The organism is Caulobacter sp., from assembly GCF_049283275.1.
Taxonomy (GTDB): Bacteria; Pseudomonadota; Alphaproteobacteria; order Caulobacterales; family Caulobacteraceae; genus Caulobacter.
The window spans coordinates 46,448-73,352 of record NZ_JBAPVS010000203.1; the positions used below are offsets into that span (position 1 = coordinate 46,448).

General features: G+C 63.2%; 27 protein-coding genes and 1 tRNA gene. 16 read left to right on the forward strand and 12 right to left on the reverse strand.

All coding sequences use genetic code 11. The features are described 5' to 3' along the window. Positions 1 to 266: 266 nt before the first annotated feature. The 4 genes from WAL33_RS11230 to WAL33_RS11245 form a co-directional block, all read right to left on the reverse strand. A complete protein-coding gene (locus WAL33_RS11230; RefSeq protein ID WP_422181409.1) occupies positions 267 to 2,033 on the reverse strand; it encodes an oleate hydratase in 1,767 nt (588 codons plus the stop codon). Between the two features lie 78 nt (positions 2,034 to 2,111). Next, complete coding sequence (adhP, locus tag WAL33_RS11235) at positions 2,112 to 3,140, reverse strand: alcohol dehydrogenase AdhP (protein WP_422181411.1); 1,029 nt, start codon at positions 3,138 to 3,140, stop codon at positions 2,112 to 2,114. A gap of 60 nt (positions 3,141 to 3,200) precedes the next feature. Beyond that, positions 3,201 to 4,592, reverse strand: coding sequence for an NAD-dependent succinate-semialdehyde dehydrogenase (locus tag WAL33_RS11240; protein WP_422181413.1), 1,392 nt, complete (start codon positions 4,590 to 4,592; stop codon positions 3,201 to 3,203). Positions 4,593 to 5,000: 408 nt separating this feature from the next. Continuing rightward, positions 5,001 to 5,390 (reverse strand): hypothetical protein, encoded by a 390-nt coding sequence (locus WAL33_RS11245; protein ID WP_422181415.1) that lies wholly within the window; start codon positions 5,388 to 5,390, stop codon positions 5,001 to 5,003. A gap of 396 nt (positions 5,391 to 5,786) precedes the next feature. Here WAL33_RS11245 and WAL33_RS11250 point away from each other — a divergent pair, with 396 nt between their 5' ends. Both WAL33_RS11250 and WAL33_RS11255 read left to right on the forward strand, forming a co-directional pair. Beyond that, positions 5,787 to 6,773 (forward strand): helix-turn-helix domain-containing protein, encoded by a 987-nt coding sequence (locus WAL33_RS11250; protein WP_422181417.1) that lies wholly within the window; start codon positions 5,787 to 5,789, stop codon positions 6,771 to 6,773. Next, complete coding sequence (locus WAL33_RS11255; RefSeq protein ID WP_422181419.1) at positions 6,763 to 7,137, forward strand: hypothetical protein; 375 nt, start codon at positions 6,763 to 6,765, stop codon at positions 7,135 to 7,137. The genes WAL33_RS11250 and WAL33_RS11255 overlap by 11 nt, the downstream gene beginning before the upstream one ends. Before the next feature lie 90 nt (positions 7,138 to 7,227). Here the strand turns inward: WAL33_RS11255 and WAL33_RS11260 are convergent, their stop codons facing one another. Continuing rightward, positions 7,228 to 7,425 (reverse strand): hypothetical protein, encoded by a 198-nt coding sequence (locus WAL33_RS11260; protein ID WP_422181421.1) that lies wholly within the window; start codon positions 7,423 to 7,425, stop codon positions 7,228 to 7,230. Next, a complete protein-coding gene (locus WAL33_RS11265) occupies positions 7,388 to 8,707 on the reverse strand; it encodes a hypothetical protein (protein ID WP_422181423.1) in 1,320 nt (439 codons plus the stop codon). Before WAL33_RS11265 ends, WAL33_RS11260 begins: the two co-directional genes overlap by 38 nt. Before the next feature lie 619 nt (positions 8,708 to 9,326). Here WAL33_RS11265 and WAL33_RS11270 point away from each other — a divergent pair. The 7 genes from WAL33_RS11270 to WAL33_RS11300 all read left to right on the forward strand — a co-directional run bounded on the left by WAL33_RS11270 (position 9,327) and on the right by WAL33_RS11300 (position 14,921). Then, positions 9,327 to 9,761, forward strand: coding sequence for a multiubiquitin domain-containing protein (locus tag WAL33_RS11270; protein WP_422181425.1), 435 nt, complete (start codon positions 9,327 to 9,329; stop codon positions 9,759 to 9,761). Positions 9,762 to 9,764: 3 nt separating this feature from the next. Then, positions 9,765 to 10,151, forward strand: a complete 387-nt coding sequence (locus tag WAL33_RS11275; RefSeq protein WP_422181427.1) for an E2/UBC family protein — start codon at positions 9,765 to 9,767, stop codon at positions 10,149 to 10,151. 10 nt (positions 10,152 to 10,161) lie between these two features. Further along, complete coding sequence (locus tag WAL33_RS11280; protein WP_422181429.1) at positions 10,162 to 11,538, forward strand: ThiF family adenylyltransferase; 1,377 nt, start codon at positions 10,162 to 10,164, stop codon at positions 11,536 to 11,538. A gap of 176 nt (positions 11,539 to 11,714) precedes the next feature. Continuing rightward, positions 11,715 to 11,894, forward strand: a complete 180-nt coding sequence (locus tag WAL33_RS11285; protein WP_422181457.1) for a DUF6527 family protein — start codon at positions 11,715 to 11,717, stop codon at positions 11,892 to 11,894. Between the two features lie 210 nt (positions 11,895 to 12,104). Next, positions 12,105 to 12,566, forward strand: a complete 462-nt coding sequence (locus tag WAL33_RS11290; protein WP_422181431.1) for a DUF6932 family protein — start codon at positions 12,105 to 12,107, stop codon at positions 12,564 to 12,566. Next, positions 12,563 to 13,822: a helix-turn-helix domain-containing protein gene (locus tag WAL33_RS11295; RefSeq protein WP_422181433.1), complete on the forward strand. Its 1,260-nt coding sequence runs from the start codon at positions 12,563 to 12,565 to the stop codon at positions 13,820 to 13,822. Before WAL33_RS11290 ends, WAL33_RS11295 begins: the two co-directional genes overlap by 4 nt. Before the next feature lie 13 nt (positions 13,823 to 13,835). After that, entirely contained in the window at positions 13,836 to 14,921 is a 1,086-nt protein-coding gene (locus WAL33_RS11300) for a beta family protein (RefSeq protein ID WP_422181435.1), read from the forward strand. On the opposite strand, the gene WAL33_RS11305 is transcribed toward WAL33_RS11300, so the two are convergent. Next, on the reverse strand, positions 14,878 to 15,471 hold the full coding sequence (locus WAL33_RS11305) for a sce7726 family protein (protein WP_422181437.1): 594 nt from the start codon (positions 15,469 to 15,471) through the stop codon (positions 14,878 to 14,880). The genes WAL33_RS11300 and WAL33_RS11305 overlap by 44 nt on opposite strands. Before the next feature lie 289 nt (positions 15,472 to 15,760). Continuing rightward, positions 15,761 to 16,117 (reverse strand): hypothetical protein, encoded by a 357-nt coding sequence (locus tag WAL33_RS11310; RefSeq protein WP_422181439.1) that lies wholly within the window; start codon positions 16,115 to 16,117, stop codon positions 15,761 to 15,763. Positions 16,118 to 17,582: 1,465 nt separating this feature from the next. Between WAL33_RS11310 and WAL33_RS11315 the strand changes: the two genes are divergently transcribed. Beyond that, on the forward strand, positions 17,583 to 17,813 hold the full coding sequence (locus tag WAL33_RS11315; protein WP_422181441.1) for a hypothetical protein: 231 nt from the start codon (positions 17,583 to 17,585) through the stop codon (positions 17,811 to 17,813). Next, on the forward strand, positions 17,810 to 18,850 hold the full coding sequence (locus tag WAL33_RS11320) for a tyrosine-type recombinase/integrase (RefSeq protein WP_422181443.1): 1,041 nt from the start codon (positions 17,810 to 17,812) through the stop codon (positions 18,848 to 18,850). The genes WAL33_RS11315 and WAL33_RS11320 overlap by 4 nt, the downstream gene beginning before the upstream one ends. Positions 18,851 to 18,915: 65 nt before the next feature. Here WAL33_RS11320 and WAL33_RS11325 read toward each other — a convergent pair. Next, positions 18,916 to 18,992 (reverse strand) — tRNA-Arg (locus WAL33_RS11325). Between the two features lie 112 nt (positions 18,993 to 19,104). On the opposite strand from WAL33_RS11325, the gene WAL33_RS11330 reads away from it, so the two are divergent. From WAL33_RS11330 to WAL33_RS11340, 3 genes are all read left to right on the forward strand, one after another. Then, entirely contained in the window at positions 19,105 to 20,391 is a 1,287-nt protein-coding gene (locus tag WAL33_RS11330) for a dicarboxylate/amino acid:cation symporter (protein ID WP_422181459.1), read from the forward strand. A 125-nt stretch (positions 20,392 to 20,516) separates the two neighbouring features. Continuing rightward, positions 20,517 to 21,692 (forward strand): sensor histidine kinase, encoded by a 1,176-nt coding sequence (locus WAL33_RS11335; RefSeq protein WP_422181445.1) that lies wholly within the window; start codon positions 20,517 to 20,519, stop codon positions 21,690 to 21,692. Further along, a complete protein-coding gene (locus WAL33_RS11340) occupies positions 21,689 to 22,081 on the forward strand; it encodes a response regulator (RefSeq protein WP_422181447.1) in 393 nt (130 codons plus the stop codon). The genes WAL33_RS11335 and WAL33_RS11340 overlap by 4 nt, the downstream gene beginning before the upstream one ends. Before the next feature lie 126 nt (positions 22,082 to 22,207). Here the strand turns inward: WAL33_RS11340 and WAL33_RS11345 are convergent, their stop codons facing one another. After that, positions 22,208 to 22,738, reverse strand: coding sequence for a CarD family transcriptional regulator (locus WAL33_RS11345; protein WP_422181448.1), 531 nt, complete (start codon positions 22,736 to 22,738; stop codon positions 22,208 to 22,210). Between the two features lie 413 nt (positions 22,739 to 23,151). Then, positions 23,152 to 23,493 carry a ferredoxin FdxA gene (gene fdxA, locus WAL33_RS11350; protein ID WP_012288128.1) on the reverse strand — a complete coding sequence of 114 codons (342 nt, stop codon included), beginning with the start codon at positions 23,491 to 23,493 and terminating at the stop codon, positions 23,152 to 23,154. 313 nt (positions 23,494 to 23,806) lie between these two features. Here fdxA and WAL33_RS11355 point away from each other — a divergent pair, with 313 nt between their 5' ends. Beyond that, on the forward strand, positions 23,807 to 25,834 hold the full coding sequence (locus WAL33_RS11355; protein WP_422181461.1) for a putative bifunctional diguanylate cyclase/phosphodiesterase: 2,028 nt from the start codon (positions 23,807 to 23,809) through the stop codon (positions 25,832 to 25,834). A 55-nt stretch (positions 25,835 to 25,889) separates the two neighbouring features. Continuing rightward, on the forward strand, positions 25,890 to 26,516 hold the full coding sequence (locus WAL33_RS11360; protein WP_422181451.1) for a hypothetical protein: 627 nt from the start codon (positions 25,890 to 25,892) through the stop codon (positions 26,514 to 26,516). A 29-nt stretch (positions 26,517 to 26,545) separates the two neighbouring features. Here WAL33_RS11360 and WAL33_RS11365 read toward each other — a convergent pair whose 3' ends face one another. After that, entirely contained in the window at positions 26,546 to 26,830 is a 285-nt protein-coding gene (locus WAL33_RS11365) for an RNA-binding S4 domain-containing protein (RefSeq protein ID WP_422181463.1), read from the reverse strand. Positions 26,831 to 26,905: the final 75 nt, after the last annotated feature.

A 26,905-nucleotide genomic window follows, 5' to 3' on the forward strand; every position in this document is an offset into this window, starting at 1 on the left:
GCCTGTCCACGCAACTCAAGCCATACAACTTAACGCAGTCCCTGGTGAGGTATTTCCAACTTAAGACAGTCCCTATTCTACGCCCCTGCTCCCCCGGTCTCTACCGCCTCGGCGAGCCTCGGTCGGCGGCGAGGTCTCGCTCTTTGAGCAACCGCTCCCCCTGCCCCGGTGACAACGACAAGGTCGTGTCGATCGTGAACTCCCACAGAAAGAAGGCTTAGGCCTCGCCGCTGACGCGACGCCAGCGGCGGAGCCCTGATCCTGTCTCACTCTGAAATCAAATGCGCGTCCCGGAGCAGGTCGCCGATCTCGGTGGCGTCGATCTTCTTCATCAGCAGATCACGGATGAACGCCGGTCCCGGAACATCGAGGGACTTGCCGTCACGAACGTGCCCGACGGCGGCGAGCAGCTTGCGCACGTCAAAGGTCGAGTTGAAGACCTCGGGAACGCCGCGCTCCACATTCAGCAGGGTGTAGACCGCCTCCATCGGCGTGCGCACCGAATATTCCGTGGTGAAGATGCAGTCGCGTTCGGCCGACTCGGCGAACTGTCCGATGAAGGCGAAATTGACCGCGCCCTGGGGCACGACGTCCGGACGGTCCCCCGCCTGCCGCGGCATGAAGAAGGCGGTGATGTAGGGCATCATCACCGGTACGGCCTTGGCGCCCGTCGCGGCCAGCTCGGCGATGTCCTCGACCGGCACGCCGAGGTGATAGAGCAATTCCTGGGTGATTTCCTCGCCCGTGCAGTCCTGCATCGGCTTCTTGACGAAGTCGCCGGGCGTATCGACGAACAGCGAATAGACCCAGACGATCACCTGGTCCTTCGGTTGTTGCTTGAAGTGCGGCTGGCGGCTGACGGTCCAGCTCATCAACCAGCTGGAATCCTTGACGGTGACGATGCCGCCGGTGACGACCGTGCCGCTGAACGGGTCGCGCTTGGCGATCTTCTGGATGTAGGACGGGATGCGGGGGTCCAGTGTCGTGATCGTCGCCGATTCCCACTTGGTCTGGGGAATATGGGCGCCGAAGACGTCGGGGCGACCGAAGGCGGGATCCTTGGCCGCGATATTGCGCCAGAGGTCCCAGGCGGGGGCCGGGCCCTGGTTCAGCCTCGCGGGCGTGTGGTGGTCGCCATTGTCGGAGTTCTCGGTCAGAGAGCCAATGGTCATGAAGACCAGATCGTCAGGGCCGAGATCGACGCCGCCCGCGACGCCCTCCCGCAGCCAGTGAATACGGGTGGCCTGCTTGCGTTCGGGGGTGATGTCGAAATCGACGTCGGTGACCTCCACGCCGTACTGGAACGTGACGCCGCGATCGGTCAGCCATTTATAGAGCGGCAACACCAGCGACTCGTACTGATTGCGCCGCGTGAACTTCAGAGCGCTGAAATCGGCCAGGCCGCCGATGTGGTGGATGAAGCGGTGGACATAGAGCTTCATCTCCAGCGCCGAATGCCATTCCTCGAAGGCGAACATCGTGCGCCAGTAGAGCCAGAAATTGCTCTTCAGGAAGTCCTCGCCCATCACCTCGTTGATGCGCTTGTTCTCCATCTCCTCGCGGGTCGCCAGGAAGAGCGCGATGAGGTCCTTCTGGGCCTTGTCGTTCAGGGTGAGGCGATCGACGTCCTCGATGGGCTGTCCCTGGTTCTGGGTCGCCCGTGACAAGGAGAAATTCGGATCGTCCTTGTCCAGCCAGTAGAACTCATCGAGCACGCTGGCGCCCTCGACCTCAAGCGAAGGGATCGAACGGTAGAGGTCCCAGAGGCACTCGAAATGCTCTTCCATTTCGCGGCCGCCGCGGATCACGAAACCCTTCTCGGGCTCCTTGATCCCGTCCAGCGCGCCGCCCGGCAGCGCCAGCCGTTCAAGGATGGTGATCTTGTCGCCGGCCATGTGCCCGTCGCGGATCAGGAAGGCCGCGCCGGCCAGGCTGGCCAGGCCCGAGCCGACGAAGAACGCCGTCTTGGTCTCCACGCCCTTCGGCTTGCGAGGCCTGGCGAAGGCCTCGTAATTTCCGCTGCTGTAGTACATGGCGACATCCTTTCTGGTGCGCTGAGCGCGTGGCGGATCTTGGGGCGCGTAAGCCGTGAGCGGCGCGCCCCCTGGGCCCTAGCGCTCAAAATCCAAGACGACCCGCCCTTCGATCTCGCCCCGCTGCATACGGTCGAAGATGGTGTTGATGTCCTCCAACGCGCCGGCTTGGACATGGGCCTTGACCCGGCCGTCGGCGGCGAAGGCCAGGGCCTCCTGCAGGTCCAGGCGCGTGCCGACGATCGAACCGCGCACCGTGATCCCATTGAGCACGGTGTTGAAGATCGACAGCGGGAAGTCGCCGGGGGGCAGGCCATTGAGCGACACCGTGCCGCCCCGGCGCACCATGCCCATGGCCTGGTCGAAGGCCTTGGGCGAGACGGCGGTGACCAGCACGCCCTGAGCGCCGCCGATCTCCTTTTGCAGGAACGGGCCCGGGTCGACGTCGCGGGCGTTGACGGTGACCGACGCCCCCAGCCGCTTGGCCAGGGCCAGCTTGTCGTCGTCGACATCGACCGCAGCGACCTTGAAGCCCATGGCCTTGGCGTACTGCACGGCCAGATGCCCCAGGCCGCCGATCCCGGAAATGGCCACCCAGTCGCCAGGCTTGGCGTCGGTGACCTTCAGGCCCTTGTAGACGGTCACGCCGGCGCAGAGGATCGGGGCGATTTCAAGAAAGCTGATGTTGTCGGGCAGGTGGCCGACATAGTCGGCGTCGGCGACCACATAGGGCGCGAAGGCGCCGTTGACCGAATAGCCGGTGTTCTGCTGGGCCTCGCACAAGGTCTCCCAGCCGCCCAGGCAGTGGACGCAGTGACCGCAGGCCGAGAACAGCCAGGGCACGCCGACCCGGTCGCCCTCGCGCACGTGATCGACCCCTTCGCCCACGGCCACGACGACGCCGACGCCCTCATGCCCCGGAATGAAGGGCGGCGCCGGCTTGATGGGCCAGTCCCCGTGGGCGGCGTGCAGGTCGGTGTGACAGACCCCGCAAGCGGCGACCTTCACCAACACCTGCCCGCGTCCAGGCTTGGGAATCTCGACCGTCTCGATGATCAAGGGCTTGCCAAAGGCGCGGACGACGGCCGCTTGCATGGTCTTTTCCATGGGGATCTCCGGAGAGGGAAAAACGGCCGCTGACGCGCGGTCGAAGAAGGACGGGTTGCGTTAGAACGGCGCGTCGATGTCGACGATGTCGATGAGCTTGTGGTTGACGAACTCCTTGATCCCCAGGCCGATGAGCTCGCGCCCGTAGCCCGAGCGCCGCACGCCCCCGAACGGAAGGTCGGCCTTGACCATCGTCGGGTGGTTGACGAACACCATGCCGGTGGAAATCTTCTTGGCCACCTCGGCGCCATGGGCGGGATCGGCGGTGAAGACCGAGCCGCCGAGCCCGAACGGGGAATCGTTGGCGATGCGTATGGCGTCGGTCTCGTCCTTGGCGCGAAACAGCATCGAGACGGGGCCGAAGAATTCCCAGTACCGCGCCGGATTGTCTTCACCGACCTCGGTCAGGATAGTCGGCTGCACGAAGGCGCCCTGGTTGGGAACCGCGGGTCCGACCGTCTCGGCGTGGGCGCCCAGCTGGATCGCCTCGGCGATCTTCGCCTTCACCTCATCGGCGGCGGCCTGTGAGGACAGCGGCGCAAGCGTTGTCTTGGGGTCGAAGGGATCGCCCGCGACGAGGCCCGCCACACCCTGGCGGTAGCGGTTCAAAAACGCGTCGTACACCGCGTCGACGATGATCATCCGCTTGGAGGACACGCAGACCTGTCCGCCGTTCCAGTGCCGGCCAAACACCGCCCAATCGACCGTCTTTTGGAGATCGGCGTCGGCCAGCACGACAAAGGCGTCCGCGCCGCCAAGCTCCAGGGTCGATTTCTTCAAGGCCTTGCCGGCCTGGGCCGCCACGATCGATCCCGCCGCCTCCGACCCGGTCAGCGCCACCCCGTGCACGCGAGGATCATTGAGGATGAGCTCGATCTGCGAGCGCGTGGCGAAGAGGTTCTTGAAGGCGCCCTCGGGAAGGCCCGCGGCCTTCATCAACTTTTCGAAAGCCTCGGCGCTTTGGGGGACGTTGGACGCATGCTTGAGCAGCATGGTGTTGCCGGCCGACAGTTGCGGCGCGATGATCCGCGCGATCTGGTAATAGGGAAAGTTCCAGGGCTCGATGCAAAGCAGCACGCCGAGCGGCTCGTGCGTCACCCGAGCCTGGCCTTCGGCCGCATGGGCGACGGGCAAGATCTCGTCGGCCAGCAGCTTTTGGGCGTTGGCGGCGTAGTACTCGAAGATCTCCGCCGAAAGCTCAACCTCCGCCTTCGCCTCGGACAGCAGTTTGCCCATCTCGGTCGTCAGGATCGCGGCGTAGGCGTCCGCGTCCTGGCGCAGGAGTTTGGCGGCGCTCCGCATCACCCTGGCGCGCTCGGTGAACGGCGTGTCTCGCCAAGTCAGGAAGGCGGTGTGCGCGTGCTCGATCGCATGAGACACCTCTACGTCCGTGGCGTCGGGGAAGGTCTTGAGCACCTCGCCCGTAAACGGATTGGTCGTTTGGTAGGCCACGATCGGTTCCTTTCAACTACGATCCAGGGCTGTCGGAAGACAGCGGGTCAGTCGCCGAGAGGGAGGATCGCCCACCTGCGCCGGTCTGGCGGCGGCTGGCGTCATCGCAACGCGGCCTTGCCACCCCAGGTTTCCTCAGGATCGATATCTTGTTGGTCATGAGCGAAGTCCGCGATGCGCGGTGTCGTCGCCGACCCCGTTGCTGTGGGCGCTCGCGGAGTGCGCGGCCTTGACACAGATCATCTCGCAGCGACTTTTCGCAGCGCATTTCGAACGCTGCGGGGTCGCGGGCAAAGGCTCACCTTGCCAGCTTCCGTTTTGGCTACGGTCGCGAGCCGCGGCGCCACATGGCGCGCTGGATCGCCGGACGCCCCAGCCTGGCCGCCGCGAACAAAAGTCCGGCGATGGTCAACCTAGCCTTATCCTCACTCCGCCTGCGGCGATGGCGAGGTTCATGCCCTGTCCCTGGGCCTTGACCTGGATCTCCACGCCCTTGGCGTTGCGCAGGACCGCGGTCGCGCCGCTAAGGACGATGAACGAGCCGCTCGCCCCCGCCAGGACATACACGCCTTCGAAATCGTCCAGGCTGCGAAGGTTGCGCACCTGGGCCACGCCTTTCACCCGCTCGGCCCCCACGCCGACGATCGAGAGCCCGACGACGGTGAAGTTGTGTTCGCGCCCCTGGAAGTTTAGCCGTCCGCCGCCCCAGCTATAGCCCGCCCCCAGCGCCACGGTCTGGGCGTCGAAGGTGGCCACCGCGTCCGGCGGGCGCGACGGCGCCGCGCGCACGGCGCCCATTGGCCCCCAGGTCGCCAGGGCCAGGCACAACAGCCCGATGAGCCTTCCAGAAGATAAGGGTCGCAATCGCGCCTCCTGCGTTCGCCCTATCCTGCCCGATCCCTCGCGCCTGAAATTGATCCTCGACAAACCCAAGAGGCTGGATCGCATCCAGACCTAAAGGGTATCAAACCCCAAGTTATCTGCGACCGCCTCGCATTATTGACGGTCTTAAGTTGCAAATGGGTACGCGTTAAGTTGCAACGACAACAGCCGCATGGCGGCCCGGAAGGGTGTCACGCAAGCCAATGAATTCAACGCGCTAACGTGTCTTACCCTCTCAAGTCGGGGGTTTGTTTTTATTGGGAGATTCGGCGCGCCGTCTAACCTCTTCAACCCCTCGCGGGGGGCCTAGGAATGGGCCTCGACGCAATCCGCTGGGCGTTCGAGACGCCGATCCAGAACCCGGGCGCCAAGTTCGTTCTGGTGGCCTTGGCTGAACACGCTCGCGACGAAGGCGAAGGCTGGACCTGCTTTCCCTCGATCAAGCGCCTCGGCCGGCGGACGTCGCAAGGCGAACGGACGATCGAACGCCACCTGAGCTGGCTGGTCGCTCAAGGCTGGGTTAGCCGCCGATCCAGGCGACGCAAGCGCGAGGGTGACAGCGCCTACTTCTACACGCTGCATCCGGCGCCCGGAGAAGACCGCGATGCCCCACCGACCGATATGGACGACGAAGCCGAGCGAAAATCCGCCAAGGCGGCGACTGGCCAGCGTCTCTATATCCGCCAATCCGGCGCGGATCGCCCGCCACTTTCGACACGATCGGCCGCCAAAACGGCATCCGCCTATATAGAAGAACCAGTAATAGAACCTGTAAATGAACCCAACGCGCCCGAGGCGCGGGACACCGGTGATCGCTTCGCTGAGTTTTGGTCGGCCTATCCGAACAAGGTCGAGGAACGGGGCGCCAAGGCCATCTTCCTGCGGCTGGTCCGCCGTCGAGACGCGACGCCAGACGAATTGGTGAGCGGCGCACGGCGGTACGCGGCGCTGGTGCGAGGACGTGACAGGCAATTCGTCAAGTCGCCGGCCAGTTGGCTTAGCAAGGGATGCTGGGCCGACGGCGCGCCGCCCATCGCGGAATCCGCCGTCGGTGGCGCAGCCTTGCCAGCGGCGTTCGAAGGTCCTGCTGACGTCTGGGCGTCCGTCACGACCCACAAGGGCCCGGCCTGGGCCACGAGCTACCTCGCGCCGTGCACCTGGTCGGCTGCATCCCGAGCGCTGCGACCGCGAACGGCGTATGCCGCGCGCAAATTGCGTGACGAACTTGGTGGCCTCCTCCGCGACCTGGCGGTGGCGATCATCGAGCCCACCAGCCTGGGAGGCGCACATGCATGCTGAAGATTTCGACGTCGTCGAACGGCTGCGATTGGCCGGGATCACGCTCAGCGCCTCGCTGGAGGCCCCAGGAGGGGGAGAGACCGTCATTCTCGACACCGAGCAGGCCTTGGCCTACCTCGCCGAGCCCACCGTGTTCTCGGCGGCCTACTTCGGGCTAAGCGGGGAGGATTACGAGGCCTGGCTGGACCTGGAGGGCCAAGCCATGTGTGGCGAGATCACGGCCTCGGGGTCCCGCTGCCGAAATCCATTGAGCGGACCGATCCAGCTAACTGCCGACGAGTGGAAGCAGCGCCACGGCGGGCGCTGTTCTGTCCATGGAGGCGAGATCGCAGCGAGGCGTAACAAAAGACCAGTTATGCCCTAGGGCATAAATTGCTGCATGTGCTCAACGCCATACGCTGCGAGATAACCCTAGCGGGTCGGTCGGTCGCCAATCTCAGAGTTTTCAGTGACTTCAAGCCGCTTCGGCACGACGACGCGCCTGGCGAACTTTTTCGTTCTGCCGCTCATAAATTTGATTCAGATCGCGCGAGAAATTTTCCACTGCGTCGCGCACGATCTGGTCGCCGGTTTTCACGCCCAGAAACACGGTTTCAAATTCGTCTTCGGCAGTTTCAGCGGGGCTTAGAGACCAAAGGTTTTCCTGGCTCATGACCGTTTTTTCTCCCCTCTGCGTTTCGGACAAAATATGCTGGGTTGAGGTTAGCGTCAAAGTAGTGCTTTCGACGAATCCATATGAAGCCCTCATTTCGCGTCAAAACCGCGACATCGATAGGGCCGCCAACGGTTTCCTGGTCATCTGAGAAACGTCGTTTCCGCGACGTTAGCTCCACGAGCGAATAAGCAATTTCTGCAAGCTCGCGCTTTGACATGAAGTTAACAACGCTTTTTAGCTTTTGCTCCGACTCCGATTTGAACTCACCAAGCGCCGTACGTACCGACGCAGACGCGGCGGACCTTATTTCGCTGGCAACCTCCCGGCTGTAGGTTCGAGGTTTGGCAGCGACGATCTGGTCGACAACGCCACCGACTATGCGCTCGATCCGGTTCTGGAGCGCATCGTCCAACCCATAAATGAACCGTTGGGGCATGTCCTTCTGAGCAAAAGGCACAATCGCGGCCGTTACGCCGCGTCTATCAATATCGATCGTCTCGTGAACCAACACCCGAACTTGATCGAAATAGACTCCATCCAACTCGACCGAATCCAGGGTTGGAAATAAGTCTTCCTGCCCAAATCCGCCAAAAACAAAGCCGGTAAAGCCACTCGATCGCGACCGGGAGCGTATGACAGCAAACATCGTGGCTTTCAATGCTCTAGCAAGGTCTTCAGACACATCAATGCCTCGTGCAGAAGCAGTGATGATTGCGTCAAGATGCGGTCCGTAACGCTCCTGAAACTGCTCTAGAAGGACATCGTCAAGATATCCGTCAAGCCGCTGTGCTTCCGCCTGTTGACGGTGGCGTCCGGCAAGATCGATCGCTAGCTCATCGAGATTTTTGAACGCTCGCCGCACTCGCCGCCCCCGAGAAAAAGATTCGGTGACCTGCGTGAAGTACAAACTGTTTGCACCTTCAAATATTCTATTGAATACGTTGAATGCAAACTGCGATAGGTGACGCGCCTCGTCGTCCACATCCTTTGGAAAATTCTCTAAGAATTTTAGGAAAGCAGGCCATACGTCAGTTAGACGTTCGTACCCACAATGAGGTTCTTGAGATTCACGGAACTTTCGAACTAGAACGTCGAGAGGAACGCCCATAAATTCGGCATTGTTGAAAACCATCAACGCGATCGGCTGCTGACGGCAAAGCTCAAAGATCTTCTCTGCAGAGTCGTACGTTTTGCTACCGCGCGGCCCGGAAAGCGTCGCGGCGCTATCGGCAGCAAATGCCAGCGCGGTACGGTTTAAGATAGCGATCTCAGCGGTCATGCCAGCGTTTCACTCTTGCAAGATCAAGGAGTGGCAAGATTCTAATGATGGTTGCAAGGGGCCACCGCACAGCCACTACTCGTCGCAGGGCGCGCGCAGATAAGCGGGACTAACCTCTTGCAATGAAATGCACAGTAACGATTGCAATCCCCGTCACAAACGATGTTTGGCGCGTCAGTCTTCCTTGAATTGTACATATGCCGCTGAGATGACTTGCATCAATGCTAGCCTGCCAGAGTCCGATAGACTTGGATCTGAACTTAAGTAAGTAGCTATCTGAGAGAGGGGTTCCGCCTTCGGCCGCTCCTTCCCTGACACGACGTAGGCGTCCGCGCTTAGCCCGGACCAAGCAAGCAGCGCCGCCAGACTATCGACATCCGGGCGTTTCTTCTGCGCGAGCCGCGTTAGCGTGGACGCGCTTACTCCCGATTGCTCAGCGACCTGTTTCCAATTCAAACGCCGCGCCGCCCGCGACGCATCCAAAGCCGCATAAAACGCGGTGGCGTCAAATTCCGCTCTCGGCATTCAATTTCACTCTTGCAATTATTTAGCTGGCTTGCGATATCGAGATCGCGATTTCACTTCTGAAATTGCCACGCGTTTGTGAAAGAGGCAAGCTATGAACGATCAGCGGCCCCACGGCCATGAAGACAAGATCACTATCAAGGACGACGACGGCGACGTCGTCGTCATCCGCGACCGTTCCGACGACGTCGCCGTCGAGGTCACCGTCCGCCATGAAGGCGGTCGTGAGATCATCGAGGTCGACATCGTCGATATCGAAGAGTGCGGTCGCGAAAACCGCTGCCCCCCCACCGCGCACCGTTACAAGGTCAAGATCGACGGCATGCCGTATATCTTCGACAAGCGTCATGTGACTGGCCGCGAACTGCTTGAACGCGCCAGCAAAACGCCGGTGGAACGCTACGAACTCGAAAAGCGCATGCACGGCGGTCACTACATCTCCGTCCCGCTGGACGAGCCGCCGGTCGACCTCGGCGAGCCTGGTATCGAAGTGTTCGAGACCTTCCCGCTCGACGAGACGGAGGGTTAAGCGGTGCGCCGAGATTTCGAACTCGGCCCCGATGACGTCCGGGCGCTTGATGCGCTCGGACGGAGTTGGGAAGCGGTGCGATCCAGTGAAGGCCCCCGGTATGTGATCATCCACGATCACCCGGTTCCAGCCGGATATAACCACTCCGCAGTAACGGTGGCGATCCGCTTGGATACCTATCCGCCCGGCCCACTAGATATGGCCTACGTCATGCCTTCGTTAGCGCGAGCCGACGGCAAGGTGATCAACAATCTCTCCACGCTGACTATTGACCAGCAAACTTACCAGCAGTGGTCACGTCACTACGCCTTTCGCTCAGGCGTCGACACTCTCGCCAGCCACCTGCGCCGCTTCGGGTCTTGGCTGACCCATGAATTCCGCAAACGTTGAGGAGGACACTATGAACATTCTGCGCATGACGGGTGATCAACAGGCCCGCCTCAAAGCCCACCTCTTCCCTGGGGACGGATTCGAAGCTGTTGCTGTCGCCCTATGTGGTCGCGCCCGTGGCGGTGGGCGTGAGGTGTGGACAGTCCACCAGATCGTCGAAATCGCGCACGCCGGCTGCATTCGCGGTTCCGATTTTGTTACCTGGCCAACTGCTTCGTTGCGGAAACTCCTTCCGGAGGCCGCCGCGAAAAACATGGCGGTTCTTAAAATCCACTCCCATCCGACAAACTACCGCCAGTTCTCGGACCGGGATGATCGCGCCGACGAGGAACTTTTCCGGGCAGTTCAGCGTCGCGTGCCTGGCCCGCATGTTTCGGCCGTGATGCTTCCCGACGGAGAGATTTTCGCGCGGATCATTGATGGCCCATTGCCAATGGTGCCGATCGACCGGGTCGCGGTGGTTGGATCGGATCTTCTGTTCTTCGACCATTCTTCGACCAGAAATGAACGAGATTTCGATCAACGCCATCGCCAAGCCTTCGGTGATCGCACGACGGATTTGCTCGGCGGGCTGACTGTTGGTCTGGTCGGGATTTCGGGCACCGGTAGCCCTACGACCGAGATGCTGACACGCCTTGGGGTCGGCCGCATTGTGCAGATTGAACCGGACATTGTGGAAGCGAAGAACCTCAACCGGATCTATGGCGCTACACGAGCAGACGTATCGGCCGGCCGCAACAAGGCGGAGATGATGGCCGCTTACATCGCGCGCATTGACCTCGGTACCGAGGTGATTAGTTTCAATGGTAGGGTCGATAATCCGCGAGCCATCGATCTTCTGGCCGGCTGCGATGTCGTCTTCGGTTGCATGGATTCCGTCGAGGGCCGCGACACTCTCAATCGCCTAGCGACTTTCTACACCCTGCCATATTTCGATCTCGGCGTGCGCCTGGATGCTGACGGCATCGGAGGCGTGAACAGCGTGTCCGGCAGCGTTCACTACCTGCTCCCAGGAGCCTCGAGCCTTCGGTCGCGCGGCGTCTATACGGACCAACAAGTGTACGCCGAGTACCTTAAACGAACCGATCCGGCGTTTTATGACGACCAGGTGAAGCGTGGCTACATTCATGGGGTCACCGTTGAGCGGCCTGCCGTTATCAGCATCAACACGGCCATCGCCAGCTTGGCCGTTAACGAGCTCTTGGCGCGTCTGCACCCCTTCAGAACGGTTCCGAACTCGGAATTTGCTATCCACAAGATCCTGTTCAGCCATGGTCGTACGGCTCGGCGCGGGGAAGGCCCCATCGACGCGGAACTAGCGAGTTGGCTGGGTCGCGGCGACTGCCGGCCGCTTTTGATGTGCGGTCGTTTGGAGAGCGCCGCATGATCCTACCGTCTCAACTTCAGGCGAATATCCACGCCGCCACGAAGGCTTTGTTGTCGTGGCGGCCGCCTTGGCTGGATCCCCACATCAAGGTACGGCATTGCGAGACCGTGCCGAAAAAGCTGAAGCCACGACAATTATACGTGACATCAACCAAGCAAGGAGCGGCGTTTGGCTTCATGCTCTGCCCGTGCGGATGCCGCGAAATCCTCCACCTTCGATTCCTTCAACGACGCCGTCCGCGTTGGGACCTCTCGGTCAATGGCCAAGGGCGGGCTTCGCTACATCCCTCGGTTTGGCGGCGGACGGGCTGTCAGAGCCATTTCATTTTACGCGACGGACAGATCCTTTGGTGCTGATCCCAATCGTCCGTAAGTCGGATTTGGCTCACCCGCATAGCGTAAGGTTCCGCCGAGCTGGATCCGCTATGGTTGAAGTCACGGGAGCATTGGCTCATGCTTACGCTTAGCGCCCTGCGCGGCTTTTAACCGCTCTCACAAGGGGATGCATCTTCCATTGCAACGGGGTCGACCAACTAAACGTCGACACAACAATATAATTGTGTGGTTATGATTCCCGATCTTATCGATATTGGCACGCCTGCGCCGTGGTCCGTTCTTCCAGCCGGAATCCATGAGGCGACGCTCGAAGAGGTTGAGGCGCGATTTGCCACCACCCCTCATCGAGCTTGGCTGTTTGGAGGGTTCTTGAGAGTCGTGGAGCACATACGCGCCGCCGGCTGCACTACAGTCTTTCTGGATGGCAGCTTCATCACCGCAAAGCCTCATCCCAGCGACTTCGATGGCTGTTGGGATATCTCCGGTGTCGATCCAATGATGATAGATCCGGTGCTCCTGGACTTCTCCAACATGCGGGCAGCGCAGAAGGCCAAGTATTTTGGCGAGATGTTCCTGATCCAATTGCCCGACCAGCCCGGCAACTTGCCATTCTTTCAACAGGAGAAGTTCTCCGGTCAGCGCAAAGGCATCCTCCGCATCGTGCTCAGTCAGGCTCACCACGGCGCCCAATGATCACCAACGAAAAGCAGTACCGATCCGCCCGCGCGGCCATCGAACGCTTCCGTGTGGAGGTTGCGGCGTTGACGGCGGCCAATGACGGCGTCCACCCGCTTCTGCGCAAGGCGCAGACGGCTGGCCTTGAAAGCCAGGTCGCCGAACTCGTCGCTGAAGTCAGCGAGTACGAGGATCTCCAGTCTGGTCGTGTGCAGGACTTTGAAGCCGATGGCCTGCGGGATTTGCCCGACATTCTGATCCGAGCGCGCATCGCGCGGGGCATGAGCCAGCGCGACCTTGGCGCCTTCATCGGCGTGGCCGAACAGCAAATTCAACGCTACGAAGCCGAGCGTTACCGATCCGCAAGCCTTGAGCGGCTGTCGGAAATCGCCGAAGCGCTCGACATCACTGTGCGCGAACGCGCGCAGCTGCGCACCCACCCGCCCGCCGCTGACAGCGCCGAAAGTCCTTGGGCCTTCCCGGTCAGTGAAATGTTCAAGCGAGGCTATTTTGACGACTTCGTCGGCACGGCGGCGCAAGCACGCAAGCAGGCCGGCGAACTGATTCCAAGCTTCTTCCGCCACGCCGCTTACGACTGGAGCCAGAACGCCCACCACCGGCGCTCGATCCGCGCCGGCGCCAACGTGCAGCAAGCGGCATTGGCGGCATGGGAGGCGCGGATTTCGATCCTGGCCGATCGCCGCCCGCCGGTCGGATCCTTTGACCGCGACATCGTCACGGCCGAATGGCTGCAGGGGCTGGTGTCACTTAGCCCGCGTGACGACGGCCCTGTCGCCGCCGCCGACTATCTCAGGGCTTCTGGCGTCGCTTTGATCGTCGAGCCTCATCTGCCCGGCACCCTGCTCGACGGGGCCGCCTTGCGAACGCCATCAGGCGTCTTCGTCGTGGCCTTGAGCCTGCGGCACGATCGGCTGGACAATTTCTGGTTCACGCTTCTGCACGAGGTTGCGCATCTGGCCCTGCACGTGGGGACGGACCGATATCGCGCCATCTTCGACGAAACAGAAACGCCCGATGGCTCGCAAATCGAGGACGAGGCCGACCTCTTTGCTCAAGAGGCCCTGATCCCCGCCGACAAGTGGAAGACCTGCGTGTCTCGCTTCACGAGGACGGAGAAGGCGGTCCTGGTCGATGCGGCAAAACTTGGCGTCCACGCCGCGATCATCGCTGGCCGCATCCGTCGCGAGGCGAGCGACTACACCCTGCTGCGCAATCTCGTCGGGGCCGGCGAAGTTCGACGGAATTTTCCTTAAGCTGGAGCCGGCTATGCCCACTACGGTCTTTGACTACGTTCCGGTCTTGAAGTGGCGCCAAGGTGAGTATCAGGCCCTTCTACGTTTGGATCCGGCGCGCAAAGCGCGGGTGCGGCCCCTCATTGAGGTGACCCCGCCCGAATACGACTTCGAAAAGAAGAAGGTGAAGAAGACGCTTGAGGCCCAGCTCGAGCCCTTCGCCAAGCGCCTAAAACTCAAGTGGGGAACTCAACGCGCCTTTCTGGATACCTCGCTGTTGGATCCGCTGGCGCGGCTTCCCGGCGGCGTTCACCCGCTGACCTATTTGTTGGACGCCGCCCGCAAGGTCGATGGCCAGTTGACGCCGGTGACCGGCCTTGACCGCGACCTCGCCCACTATAACGCCGTGGCCTCCGCAGACATCTTCGACGGACTTGGCGTCGCGGTGCGCTGCAGCCTCGACGAAATCGCTGACCCTGACTTTCCCAGCAAGCTTGCGACCCTGCTGAAGGAGCTGGCTGTCGGCCCCTCCAATACCGACCTGATCATTGATCTGGCGGCCAAGAACTTCGACCCGCTCGAAGATCTCGCGGCGCTGATCGCGGGCCTGCTGCAATCGGATCCGGTCTACGAGGCGGTGCGTAGCCTGGTGCTCGTGGGCACCTCGTTCCCTGCGTCGATGGGCGAAATCAAGGGCCCGATCCAGACGATCAAACGCCTGGAATGGATGCTGTACAAGGCGGTTGTAGCGACGTTGCCGGCGGGTTTTCGCCGCCCGACTTTCGGTGACTACGCCATCTCGTCGGCCGACATGCCCAAGGGCGACATGCGCCTGCTCAAGCCCTCCGCGACGGTTCGTTATGCGATTGACGACGCGTGGGTGATCACCAAGGGCGTTAACGTGCGTGACAATGGCTTTGGCCAATACCGGGGATGCTGCGGTGAGGTGATCAAGTCGGGCAAGGCTTACCCCCTCGGCTATTCAGCGGGCAGCGACTACGTGCGCGGTTGTCATGGCAAAACCTCCGGCACGGGCAATCTGACGACTTGGCGCTGGGTTGGCACCAACCACCACATCACAAAGGTCGTGGACGATCTCGCCAGTCACTTCGGCCCTTGAGCGTGGCGCGAACCAAGGCCGCCAGCCGGGTCTTGGGCATACGCCGCACCAATTCTTCGTACAGTACCGCTCGTGGTGCGCGAAGAAGGCTTGGTTCGCAGCCCATCTCGGCCAAAACATTAGCCACCTCGCCCCTCCACATCAATTTGGCTAGGCTGCCTCCCACTGTATCCCGATTTGAACGCTCTGGGCGCAGGCGCCGAAAAACAACGGAACCGTTAGCCGCCCGTCGGGCGGCGACTACACCCCACCAGTCTGGCAGCATCGACAGAGCCACTGGAAGGTGCCGTTCGGAGGCGATGAGTGTCGCCCGATCAACGACCTGGCCATAGGCCTCCACCTGCCTAGGTAGGCGTTCAAGAGTGTCGGCCTCAGCCTTGATCTCGACACCGCGGATATGTCCGTTGATGACAGCAATGTCGACGCGCGAAGCACCGTGCGACAAGCCCAGCTCATGAAGGACAAGCGTGTCCGCGCACCGGTCAGCATGTAGAAGCAAGCGCGACATTGCCGCCGCCCGCAGATCAACATCCTTTAGTCGTTCCGCCATGACGCTGGTCTACAACCCCACTTCCACCGCAGCAATGGGTCTGCAAGCCGTATCATTGTAGGCCCCAGTCTTTGCCCTAAAACTAGCTGAACGGAGATCTGATGACGCAAGCTCAACACGAAGCATGGATGGCTCGAATTGATCGCACACTGGCACAGCGCGCAGAGTTTCGCGGTGACGGCCCGCGAGCTGCTGGCCTCGCAACCTTCGTCCTCGCTTTTGTGACTTCTTGCATGGCCACCGGCGCGGCCATAGTCGCGGCTACGATAGTGCTCACCAGGGCCTATCTCTAACCGCCGCCACCGACTTTGCGGGCGTGACTCGAAGGCTCGCGCCACAACTGCAGGCCGTAACGCTCCATATCAGCCTGAACGGCTCGGAGTTGCATCGGCGATGCCATCTGCCTAAGCAAGAGTAGCGTTTCGACTGCAGCGGGAGACGCAGCCGCGCTTGAGGCGGGATCATAAAGATCCAGAAGCTCGATGGCGGCGCGCAAAGCCGCAAGTTCCTCTTCCAGCGGCAGCATTTGCTCAATACGGCGGCGAATGAAGACGCCGAACGTCACACCGGCCGCATCGGCTGCCGATCGCATTATGGCTTCTGTGTCGAGTGAAAGTCGCACCGAGAAGGAGTTGCCAAGCTGCAATGTATGAAGCCCGAATAATTGGTGCCTGAAGTAGGCTGGAAGTAGGCCACCCCTTTGTAGCACAAGGGTTTGGGAAACTCCTGAAGTATAGCAGGAAGTAGGCCCTCAAAATGGCTAGGTCGAATTACTCCGATAATTCAGACACCTAGCGGAACCCGGTAGGGTGCGTATGGTGTATGCACCTATTAAGGGCCGTTTTTGGCTCTGAGATTCCGAGTCTCAGGCCTCTCTTTAAGGGTCATAACCATCGTCGATGGCTTGCCATCGACCACTTCGACGCTGATCCGGGGATGCAGCGGCAGATGTAGCGCATATAAATAGTAATCAAGGGGAGAAGTGTAGCATTTTGTAGCATTTTGTAGCGTTTATTATGAAGCAACGGCCCCTTGATTATCCTTTATATTGTAGCAAGTTACAGCATTATGTAGCATTTTAGGCTTCGCAGTGAGCCTATCGCACTGCTTAGCGTGCCGAGAAGCGTACTCTGATAGTAAAAGCGGAAGATGCGATGGCTCCTTACTCCCGCGATTTTGCAAATTTGGGGGAGAACGCGGGCGCTAACTTATACGCTGGCCACGCGCGTAGCGCCGCCTGGTCGCCCCGATCGCGTGGGAGCGCCGTATCCGCGCGGCCCGTCTGGCGCTGGTGGTAGCCGCCGCGTACCGACCATCTGCGACCAAACTTAGTATTCCAGAAGCGGAACGCCCGAGAACACACGCTCTCCGGATCATCGCTCCGAGGAGTGGAGCCTATCGAGGAGCGCGCCCCTCACAGGCGCCGTAGCGACCGATCGGCATAACGGCCCGCCGCCACCGCCATATGGAGCGCCGGCTAGCTCCTGCCGCGCGATGCACCAAAGCTGCCCCTGCCGGGACACGCCGCGTCTACGCCAACCTGTTTAGCGCCACCCGACACCACTCGGCTTGATCATCATATCGGTGGATCGCGCACCGCTGGCTCCCTCAGGACGGGGGATCGCGCACCGGGCAGCAGCGATCTGGGACCGCGAGGCGAGGTTTCCTTCTCGCGACCGCGATGGCCTCGATTGTTTTCATTGAAGTTTTTCGGGGATCAACTCAACGCACTGCTGAGCCATGGCCGACTCGGTGGATCGCGCACCGCGACCATAACCGTCTGCTTTACCTAGGCTTTTTGCACCACGCCGCGTTATTTCCCTCGCTTAGCCAAAACGGTTCCGGGCCTCGTTGGCGTCAAAGCAGTGAACTCAAAGCCCCGAGATCCTGGCTGAACGACTGGTGCGCGGACCGTTTAAACGCCTTCCACAGTATAGAGGCCGTTTAAACGCCCCGTTCTGCGCATTGTTTAAACGGTGTCGAGCAGCAATATTGCAGTTTTGCGGGCTGCATTTACCTATTCACCTACAATTCTGCTTGACCCGACAATACCCACCTATGGATATACGGCTTAGTTCGCCAATCTGGCGGTAGACAGCCATAGGAAGTCCATGGACCATCCAACGACCCAAAGCGCGGCACGCGCAAAATCTGGCTCGCGATCAGTGGCGATGCCGAACGTCTCGCAGCGCACGGCGACGAAGGTCATGAAGGCGGCTCGGTCGAGCGGCCTGGATCGCTACGTTATTTCGTTCAAGGACGACGAGGTTCGCGTCGAGGTGGGCCTGGAGCCAAGCTTGCATGGGACGGATCTGAACGACTTCGATCAGGAATTCGGATGAAGAAACGTCCGCCCCACGTCAGCATGTACCGCGACCGTCACGGCAAGATCCGCTGGCGTTTCCGCAAGAGCGGGATGGTCGAGACCCAGACGGCGCTGTCCTTCGACTCCAAGGATTGGTGGACCTGGTACTTCGACGCGTTGAAGGGCGAGCGCCGGGAGATCGGTGCGGAGCGCACGGGACCCGGCACCTTCAACGCCCTCATCGTCGCCTACTACCAATCGTCCGACTGGAAGACCCTCAGCGCGGGAACGCGACCCAAGTATCGGGGCGAGATCGAGCGCTTTCGCGCTCAACATGGCGACAAGCGCGTTCGGGATCTCAAGGCCGCCCACATCGCCAAGATGATGGATCTGAAGGCCGATCACCCGGCCGCCGCCAACAACCTGCGCAAGATGCTACGGACCCTGATGGCCTTCGCCGTGTCGCGGGGCTGGCGGCCTGACGATCCCACCAAGGACGTCAAGAACATCACCTACCAGACCGACGGCTTCCATAGTTGGAGCGAGGCGGAGATCGCTCAATTCGAGGCGCGCTGGCTCGTCGGGACACGCCAACGCCTCGCCTTCGACCTCCTGCTCTACACCGGCCAACGGAGCGGCGACGTCCGCAGCATGACCACCGGCCAGGTGCGCGACGGCGTCATCAGCCTCAGGCAGCAGAAGACCGGCGAAGTGCTGGAGATCCCGATCCACGCCGCTCTTGAGACGTCCATGCAGGCCTGCAAGAGCGGCCAGCTCGTGTTGATCTCGACGCAGCTCGGCAAGCCGTTCACGGCCAAGGGCTTTGGCAATTGGATTTCCGACGCCGCCCGCCAAGCCGGCCTCCCCGCCGGATGCAGCGCCCACGGCCTTCGCAAAGCCGCCGCTCGCCGCCTGGCCGAGGCTGGCTGCACCGCGCACCAGATCGCCGCGATCACCGGCCACCGGTCGCTCAAGGAAGTCGAGCGCTACACCCGCGCGGCCGACCAGCGCATCAGCGCCGAGGCGGCCATGCGGAAGGTGCAAAACACAAAACCAGAACGGAAATCTGTCTAACCACCTAGAAGAGTTAGACAAAATTCAGGATAAGTAATTGAGAAGTAACGAGTCTTTTCGCCGCATGGCGGCCCGGAAGGGACTCGAACCCCTGACCTTCGCTTTAGGAAAGCGCTGCTCTATCCTGCTGAGCTACCGGGCCGCGTTGCGCGCGCCAGGGGTCCATAGCGCAAGTTTCCGGGCGTGCGAACCCCGGGCCGGAAAAGCCGCGCCGCGAGACCGGCAGGGGGAATGACATGGGTTTGCTGCGGCCTTTGAAGACGCTCTATGTCCAGGTGCTGATCGGCATCGCCCTGGGCGTGCTGGTCGGGGCGCTGTGGCCGGAGGTGGGGGTGGCGCTGAAGCCGCTGGGCGACGCCTTCATCAAGCTGGTCAAGCTGGTGATCGCCCCGGTGATCTTCCTGACCGTGGCCAGCGGCATCGCCCACATGGGCGACATGAAGGCGTTCGGCCGGGTGGGCGTGAAGGCCCTGGTCTATTTCGAGGTGGTCTCGACCCTGGCGCTGGTTGTGGGGCTGGTGGTCGGCCACCTGCTGCAGCCGGGCCGCGGCTTCGACATCGATCCCGCCGCCCTGGATCCGACGATCGCCGCCGGCTACGTGGCCAAGGCCCACCAGGGCGGCGACCTGGTGGCCTACCTGCTGCACCTGATCCCCGACACCTTCGTGGGCGCCTTCGCCGAGGGCAACCTGCTGCAGGTGCTGCTGATCGCCGTACTGACCGGGTTCGCCTGCACCCGCATGGGACCGTTCGGCGACCGGGCGGCGGCGGCGATGAGCGACATGGCCAAGCTGTTCTTCGGGATCATCCACGTGGTGGTCAAGCTGGCCCCGCTGGGGGCGTTCGGGGCCATGGGCTTCACGATCGGCAAGTACGGCGTGGCCAGCCTGATCCAGCTGGGCGCCCTGGTGGCCACCTTCTACGTCACCGCCCTGGTGTTCGTGCTGGTGGTGCTGGGCGCCATAGCCTGGGCCAGCGGCTTCTCGATCCTGAAGTTCCTGGGCTATATCCGCGAGGAGCTGCTGATCGTGCTGGGCACCAGCTCGTCGGAAAGCGCCCTGCCCCAGTTGATGGAGAAGCTGGAGCGCCTGGGCGCGAGGAAGTCGGTGGTCGGGCTGGTGGTGCCCACCGGCTACAGCTTCAACCTGGACGGCACCAACATCTACATGACCCTGGCCACCCTGTTCCTGGCCCAGGCGACCAACACCCACCTCAGCTTGGTGCAGATGGCGGCGCTGCTGGGGATCGCCATGCTGACCTCCAAGGGGGCCAGCGGGGTGACCGGCGCGGGATTCATCACCCTGGCCGCCACCCTGGCCGTGGTCCCCGACATCCCCATCGCCGCCTTGGCGGTGCTGGTCGGGGTGGACCGCTTCATGAGCGAATGCCGGGCCCTGACCAACTTCGTCGGCAACGGCGTGGCCACGCTGGTGGTGGCCAAGTGGGAGGGCGCGCTGGACAGCGACCGATTGTCGCGGGAGTTGAGCCGAGGCCCCAACGCTACTCACCTTGAAGTCATTGAGGATCTTCCCGCCGACTGAGCAAAGGACGCCGTGAGGAGCCCTGCAAACACCCGCCCGCGAGGCGTGTCGAGGACCGGCCGACCTTGCCGCGACACCCCCCGCTGGTAGGCTGGCGGATGACACGCGCAACGGGACATCCAAGATTGCTCAACGTCGCGAACGCGGGCCGTTCGGAACAGGCCGACCACGCGGCCCTGCTGACCCTTGTCGAAACGATCGAAGCGCTGTCGGGAACGCGCACGATCGAGGACGTGGCCGCGGTCGTGCGCTCGGCCGCCCGGCGGATTTCGGGGGCCGACGGCGTCTGCATCGTGCTGCGCGACGGCGACCTGTGCTGGTACCTGGACGAAGACGCCATCGGTCCGATGTGGAAGGGCCAGCGCTTTCCGATGACCGCCTGCATCTCGGGCTGGGCCATGCTGCACGGCCAGACGGCGGTGATCCCCGACATCTATGTCGACGACCGCATCCCCCACGACGCCTATCGCCCGACCTTCGTCAAAAGCCTGGTGATGACGCCCGTGCGGGTGAAGGATCCGATCGCCGCGATCGGCGCCTACTGGGCGGTCGGCCAGACCCCCGCGCCGGACACGGTGATCCGGCTGGAGACCATGGCGCGGGCCACGGCGGCGGCGATCGAGAACGCCAATCTCTACGCGTCGCTGACGGAAGCCCTGGACCGCCGCGCCTTCCTGCTGCGCGAGCTGGACCATCGCGTGAAGAACACCCTGGCCTCGGTGCAGTCGATCGCCCGCCAGACCCTGCGCAACGCCCCCTCTCCCGCCGACTTCATCGAGTCGTTCGAGTCGCGGCTGTTGGGGCTGTCGCGAGCCCATGAGCTGCTGACCCGCCAGGGCTGGGGCAGGACCGACCTGCGGGAGGTGCTGGAGGCGGCCCTGCAGCCGTTCGGCGGCCTTGCCGATCCGCGCTTCACCGCGCGCGGCCCGGCCATCGCCCTGACGCCCGAGACGGCCGTGGCGCTGCACATGACCCTGCACGAACTGATGGTCAACGCCGCCAAGCACGGGGCGCTTACGGCGGCCAGCGGCCAGATCACCGTGGTCTGGCGCATCGAGGCGGTGAACGGCGCGCCCGGCCTGGTCCTGGAATGGGTCGAGCGCGGCGGTCCGCCGGTGTTCGTCCCCAAGCGCCAGGGTTTCGGAACCCGGCTGCTGGAGCGCGGCGTCGCCCGCGACCTGGGCGGCGAGGCCAAGCTGGCCTATCAGCCCAAGGGTCTGACCTACCTGCTGCGCGTGCCGCTGTCGGAACGGGTCGCCGCGGGCCAAGGGTCGGAAACGGCCGCGAGGACCACCGCATGACCGCCGCCCGGACATCGCCCCAAAATCCGCCCCGCATCATGATCGTCGAGGACGAGGCGCTGGTGGCCCTGATGGTCGAGGACCTGCTGACCGAATTCGGCTGCGAGATCTCCGGCTCGTTCGGCGCCGTCGACGACGCCCTGGCCTATCTGAAGGACGCAGCCACGCCGCCGCCCGCCCTGGACGGGGCGGTGCTGGACGTCAACATCGGCGGGACCATGGTCTTCCCGGTCGCTGAGCGCCTGCGGGCGGCCGGCATCCCCTTCGTGTTCGCCACCGGCTACGGCGCCCTGCCCCGCAAGGGCTTCGAGGACGTGGTGGTGCTGAACAAGCCGATCAATCCCGTCCTGCTGAGGGACGCGATCGAAGGGTTCGGCAAGGCGGCGTGATCGCCTCCGGACGTAGTCCGTCACAGCGCCCGGCACGCCGCGCCGTCACGGCCCAGAAGGACCCCAAAACGAAAAACGCCCCCGGACCGAGGTCCGAGGGCGCTTGTCCGGCTCAGCCTAGCCGCCTCAGGCGGCGGCGGCGGCGGCGGCGGCGGTGGCCGTCTTGACCAGCGACTTGGTCAGGATGCCGATGGCGGCCTCGCGGTCGATGCGCTCGATGGCGGCGACTTCGCGGGCCATGCGGTCCAGGGCCGATTCATAGAGCTGACGCTCCGAATAGGACTGTTCCGGCTGGTTCTCGGCGCGGTGCAGGTCGCGGACCACCTCGGCGATCGAGATCAGGTCGCCGGAGTTGATCTTGGCCTCGTATTCCTGGGCGCGACGCGACCACATGGTGCGCTTGACGCGGGCCCGGCCCTTCAGGGTGGTCAGGGCCTGGCTCACCACATTGCCTTCGGCCAGCGGGCGAAGACCGGCCGTCTTGGCCTTCTTGGTCGGCACGCGCAGGGTCATTTTTTCGTGGTCGAAGGTGATGATGTAGACCTCGAGCGACATCCCGGCCACTTCCTGGGTCTCGACGCCCTGGATGGTGCCCACGCCGTGCGCGGGATAAACGACGTGATCGCCGACCGAGAATTCCAGACCGCTCTTGCTCATTCGTTCGTCCTCAATAAGTTCGGGCAAAGCCCAAAACACCGCGTCTCGAAAACATCCAAGGGGCGTCCCAAACGGCGATAAGAACCCGTCCGCGAAATGCTTGCGGGGCCAAGACCGGTTGGGATTGGGATAGTGCTTAAGTCACCCTTCGCCTTCGATCGGGCGCGCCGGTTTCCCGGCTGACATCGTCCACATGACGGGCGGGCACGAGTGTTCGCGACCGTTACGTCGAAATCGACAATATCATAAAATTCAGCTTGATGAAAGGCTTGCGACCTGTTTAGCCGCCCGAACGGGCTGGTTCGGGCCAAGTTTTCAGGCTCTTGCGCCGAATTTTTTCCGGATTCGATCGGTTTTCCGTCAGACGGACGTCAAGCTTGGCCGGACCGGCCGCAGGCCGACTCAGGCGCCGGTCAGCTGCCCTTGCCGGGTTTCTCGCTGAAGTACTTTTCGAACTTGCCGGTCTCGCGCTCGAATGCCTCACGGTCGGCTGGCGGCACGCCCTTGACCGTAATGTTCGGCCAGATCTTGGCGTATTCGGAATTGATCCGCAGCCATTTGCCGTCCGGCTCGTCCTCGGTGTCGGGCTTGATGGCGTCGATCGGGCATTCCGGCTCGCAGACGCCGCAGTCGATGCACTCGTCCGGATTGATGGCCAGGAAGTTCTCGCCCTCATAGAAGCAGTCGACCGGGCACACCTCGACGCAGTCCATGAACTTACATTTGATGCAGGCGTCGGTAACGATGTAGGTCATCGAAGGCTCGGCAGGTTCCGGGACGAGGCGAGAGAGGCCGCGTTTTCGAAGCCATGGGCCCGCTTGTCAATGCGGCTTGACTACGCGGGAGCCCAGGATTTCTCACACCACCCCGGGCGCGGGCGTCCGGGGCCGCCTTAAACGAACGCGGATATTCATATACCGTTGTTACGTTACCCTTTCTTATCGAAGCCTGGGCATAACCAAGCCAAGGAAAACAAACAAGAAGTCGACAATTCTACCCATAACGGGAACCGCCGTGCGCACTCAGGTCTCGATCACCCCCCAAGAGGCCAAGACGTCGGACGCCCAGATGGACGCGTTCGAAATCTTCGTGCGCCATGCGCCCTTCGCCGCGGCCCTGGTCGACGGCGCCTTCCGCCTCACCGCCGTCAGCCCTGACTGGGAAAGCCAGGGCCTCTCGCCAGACCTGGCGATCGGCGACGATTTCCGCCGCGCCCTGACCAGCCCCGAGGATGTCTGCAGCCTGGAGCGCTGCGTGGCGTCCGGCGAGCCGTTCTCGCGCTATCGGGCCATTGCGCTTGGAGGGGGCGAGCCGCGGATCTGGCGCACCGAATTCGCCGCCACCCGCGCTGAGAGCGGCCGCACCCTGGCGGTGATCGTCACCGCCCGCGACGTCAGCGGCTATGCCGAGACCGCCCTGAAGGCCGAGCGCGACCAGCAGCGGCTGCGAATGGCGCTGGAGCTGGACGACCTGTTGGTGCGCGAATACGACCTGCGGACCGGCGAGATCCATTTCTCGGGCGCCACGTCCCAGCTCGAGCGGTGGTGCCAGTTCAAGGACGATCCGCTGGAAATCGTCCACCCCGACGACCGCGAGAAGATGGCCGAGCTGGTCCGCAACCGAAAGGACGGCGAGGCCCAGGTCTTCGAATTCCGCCTCAACCGCCCCGACGGGGTCGAGACCTGGGTGCGCGCGGTCGGGAAGAAGTTCCTGGGCGCGGACGGCAAGCCCGAGCGGCTGGTCAACCTGTTCAAGGACATCACCGACCGCCGGCGACAGACCGAGGCCGTCGAGAACCTGGCCTTCAAGGACGCGCTGACCGGCCTGCCCAACCGCGCCTATTTCCAGCGCAAGTTCCAGGAGGCGGTCGACGCCTCGGAGATCATGGGCGAGCTGTTCGGCCTGATCATGATCGACGTCGACCACTTCAAGGACATCAACGACACCCTGGGCCACGACGCCGGCGACGCCCTGCTCAAGCGCCTGGCCGAGATGCTGCACGCGGCCTTCCGGGCCGGCGACACCGTGGCGCGGCTGGGCGGCGACGAGTTCGCGGTGATCCTGCGCGGCCTGCATTCCGAGGCCGACATGATGCGGCCGGTCAACGCCCTGCAGGACCTGCTGCGTCGCCCGATCGAGCACGGCGGCCGCAGCTTCTCGGTCAGCGCCAGCATCGGGGCGGCCCTGCACGGCGACCTCGACGCCGATCCCAGCCACATGATCAAGAACGCCGACATCGCGCTCTATCGGGCCAAGGACGAGGGCCGCAACCGCAGCGTGGTCTTCGATCCGTCGATGCGATCGGCCCTGGAGCGGCGCATCGAACTGCTGCGCGACGTGCGCGCGGCGATCGCGGCCGAGGAGTTCGTGCTCTACTACCAGCCCGTGGTCGAGATTTCGCGTGATGGGGCCTGCCCCAGCATCAGCGGCTTCGAGGCCCTGATGCGCTGGGACCATCCCGAGCAGGGCATCCTGACGCCCGACCGCTTCCTGCCCGCCTTCGAGGACCAGGACCTGTCGCTGAAGCTGGGCGACCTGGCCTTCGAGACCGCGCTCAAGCAGATGCGCGAATGGCTGGACGCGGGCGTGGAGTTCGGTCGCGTGGCCGTCAACATCTCGGCCGCCCAGTTCCGCAGCGGACGCTTGGCCGAAGAGATCCAGGATCGGCTCAAGCGCTGGAACGTGCCGTGCGATCGCCTGACCATCGAGGTCACCGAGAACGTCTATATGGGCTGGGGCTCGGAAATGGTCAGCGACAGCGTCCACCGACTGCACAAGGCCGGGGTTATGATCGCCCTGGACGATTTCGGCACCGGCTACGCGTCCCTGGCCAACCTGCGCCAGTTCCCGATCGACCGGTTGAAGATCGACAAGTCCTTCGTCCAGAACGCCGAGGACGCCGCCATCGTCAAGGCGGTGATCACCCTGGGCGCCTCGATGGGCATGAAGGTCGTCGCCGAGGGCGTCGAAGACCAGGCCCAGTTGGACGCCCTGGCCGACTACGGCTGCGATCAGATCCAGGGCTACCACTTCAGCCGGCCGATGCCGGCGGAGCGGGTGCCGGACTATGTGGCGGGATTCGGACGCCGGCCCTGAAGACGGTGCGGCGCGGGGCGGGGCGATTTCTTCGTCGATTCAGGAGCTCTTCATCATGTCGGCCCAAACTGGGGTCGCGATGAAGATTGACCAGATTTCGGCGACGGCCGACGGCGGGCAGGTCGCACTCCCCTTTCCGGGCGGGATCGGCGCGGCGTCCGCGGCGGTCAACGACGCCAGCGGCGCGACCAGCGTCGGCCGGCAGCTGGACGCCTACCACGCCCTGTCGGGCCGCTGGGCGGGCGCCGGCGCCGGCGAGCGCGCCGCCCTGACCCATGCCCTGACCGAGTCGCCGTTCGCCAAGACCATCCAGACCGCGGTCAACAGCTTCACCCGCGCCGCCTGGCCGGGGTCGGAGGCCGTTCCGCCCGCGCCGCAGCAGAAGATGCTGCAGGCGTTCGACGGCCTGTCGGACGACCACCAGCAGATCGTCGCCTCGCTGCAGGTCGGCGTTCAGGGCCCTTCGCCGCGTCCCGCCTCGGTCGAGGAGTACCGCGCCCGCCTGCAGGCCGACCTCGACGCCGTCCAGGTCCCGGCCGCGCCCCAGGACACCGTCACCCTGTCGGCCGAAGCCCAGGCCCGCCTGGCCGGCTCCGCGCCGACGCAAACCGCCCCGCCGCCGGCCGCCCCGACCCCGGAAATGGCCCCGGCGATCAACGCCTATACGAAGGCGGCGCGGTAGATTTTCCTTCTCCCCCTGCGGGAGAGGGATCATTCCGAGCCGACCGCCTCGTACAACTCCCGCGCCTCGCTGGCCGGGCCGCGCCGCTCGCCGAACCCCACCACCCGCACGGCGATCAGCCGTCCGCCGATCGCGAACACCAGGCCGTCGCCGACCCGCAGGCCGCGCGAGGGCTTGTCGACGCGGCTTTCGGCCCCGGCCCGGGTCAGGCGGATGCGGCCTTCCTCGACGAAGCGGCCGGCCAGGGATCGGGTCTTGAAGAACCGCGCGCGCCACAGCCAGACGTCGGCGCGGCAATGGCCGGCGTCGCTCATGAGGCGGCCTTGACCGCCGCCGCCTTCCTGCGTCGCGGCTTCTTCCGTCTCGGCGGCGGTTCGGTCAGCTTGGCC

Coding starts and splice junctions, on each gene's coding strand:
- WAL33_RS11285 (WP_422181457.1), top strand. CDS start 11,715: ATGCTCTGCCCGTGCGGATGCCGCGAAATCCTCCACCTTCGATTCCTT.
- WAL33_RS11230 (WP_422181409.1), bottom strand. CDS start 2,033: ATGTACTACAGCAGCGGAAATTACGAGGCCTTCGCCAGGCCTCGCAAG.
- WAL33_RS11345 (WP_422181448.1), bottom strand. CDS start 22,738: ATGAGCAAGAGCGGTCTGGAATTCTCGGTCGGCGATCACGTCGTTTAT.
- WAL33_RS11255 (WP_422181419.1), top strand. CDS start 6,763: ATGCATGCTGAAGATTTCGACGTCGTCGAACGGCTGCGATTGGCCGGG.
- adhP (WP_422181411.1), bottom strand. CDS start 3,140: ATGGAAAAGACCATGCAAGCGGCCGTCGTCCGCGCCTTTGGCAAGCCC.
- WAL33_RS11260 (WP_422181421.1), bottom strand. CDS start 7,425: ATGAGCCAGGAAAACCTTTGGTCTCTAAGCCCCGCTGAAACTGCCGAA.
- WAL33_RS11340 (WP_422181447.1), top strand. CDS start 21,689: ATGACCGCCGCCCGGACATCGCCCCAAAATCCGCCCCGCATCATGATC.
- fdxA (WP_012288128.1), bottom strand. CDS start 23,493: ATGACCTACATCGTTACCGACGCCTGCATCAAATGTAAGTTCATGGAC.
- WAL33_RS11315 (WP_422181441.1), top strand. CDS start 17,583: ATGGACCATCCAACGACCCAAAGCGCGGCACGCGCAAAATCTGGCTCG.
- WAL33_RS11250 (WP_422181417.1), top strand. CDS start 5,787: ATGGGCCTCGACGCAATCCGCTGGGCGTTCGAGACGCCGATCCAGAAC.
- WAL33_RS11290 (WP_422181431.1), top strand. CDS start 12,105: ATGATTCCCGATCTTATCGATATTGGCACGCCTGCGCCGTGGTCCGTT.
- WAL33_RS11295 (WP_422181433.1), top strand. CDS start 12,563: ATGATCACCAACGAAAAGCAGTACCGATCCGCCCGCGCGGCCATCGAA.
- WAL33_RS11360 (WP_422181451.1), top strand. CDS start 25,890: ATGTCGGCCCAAACTGGGGTCGCGATGAAGATTGACCAGATTTCGGCG.
- WAL33_RS11265 (WP_422181423.1), bottom strand. CDS start 8,707: ATGACCGCTGAGATCGCTATCTTAAACCGTACCGCGCTGGCATTTGCT.
- WAL33_RS11280 (WP_422181429.1), top strand. CDS start 10,162: ATGAACATTCTGCGCATGACGGGTGATCAACAGGCCCGCCTCAAAGCC.
- WAL33_RS11320 (WP_422181443.1), top strand. CDS start 17,810: ATGAAGAAACGTCCGCCCCACGTCAGCATGTACCGCGACCGTCACGGC.
- WAL33_RS11355 (WP_422181461.1), top strand. CDS start 23,807: ATGGACGCGTTCGAAATCTTCGTGCGCCATGCGCCCTTCGCCGCGGCC.
- WAL33_RS11270 (WP_422181425.1), top strand. CDS start 9,327: ATGAACGATCAGCGGCCCCACGGCCATGAAGACAAGATCACTATCAAG.
- WAL33_RS11365 (WP_422181463.1), bottom strand. CDS start 26,830: ATGAGCGACGCCGGCCATTGCCGCGCCGACGTCTGGCTGTGGCGCGCG.
- WAL33_RS11305 (WP_422181437.1), bottom strand. CDS start 15,471: ATGGCGGAACGACTAAAGGATGTTGATCTGCGGGCGGCGGCAATGTCG.
- WAL33_RS11245 (WP_422181415.1), bottom strand. CDS start 5,390: ATGGGCGCCGTGCGCGCGGCGCCGTCGCGCCCGCCGGACGCGGTGGCC.
- WAL33_RS11300 (WP_422181435.1), top strand. CDS start 13,836: ATGCCCACTACGGTCTTTGACTACGTTCCGGTCTTGAAGTGGCGCCAA.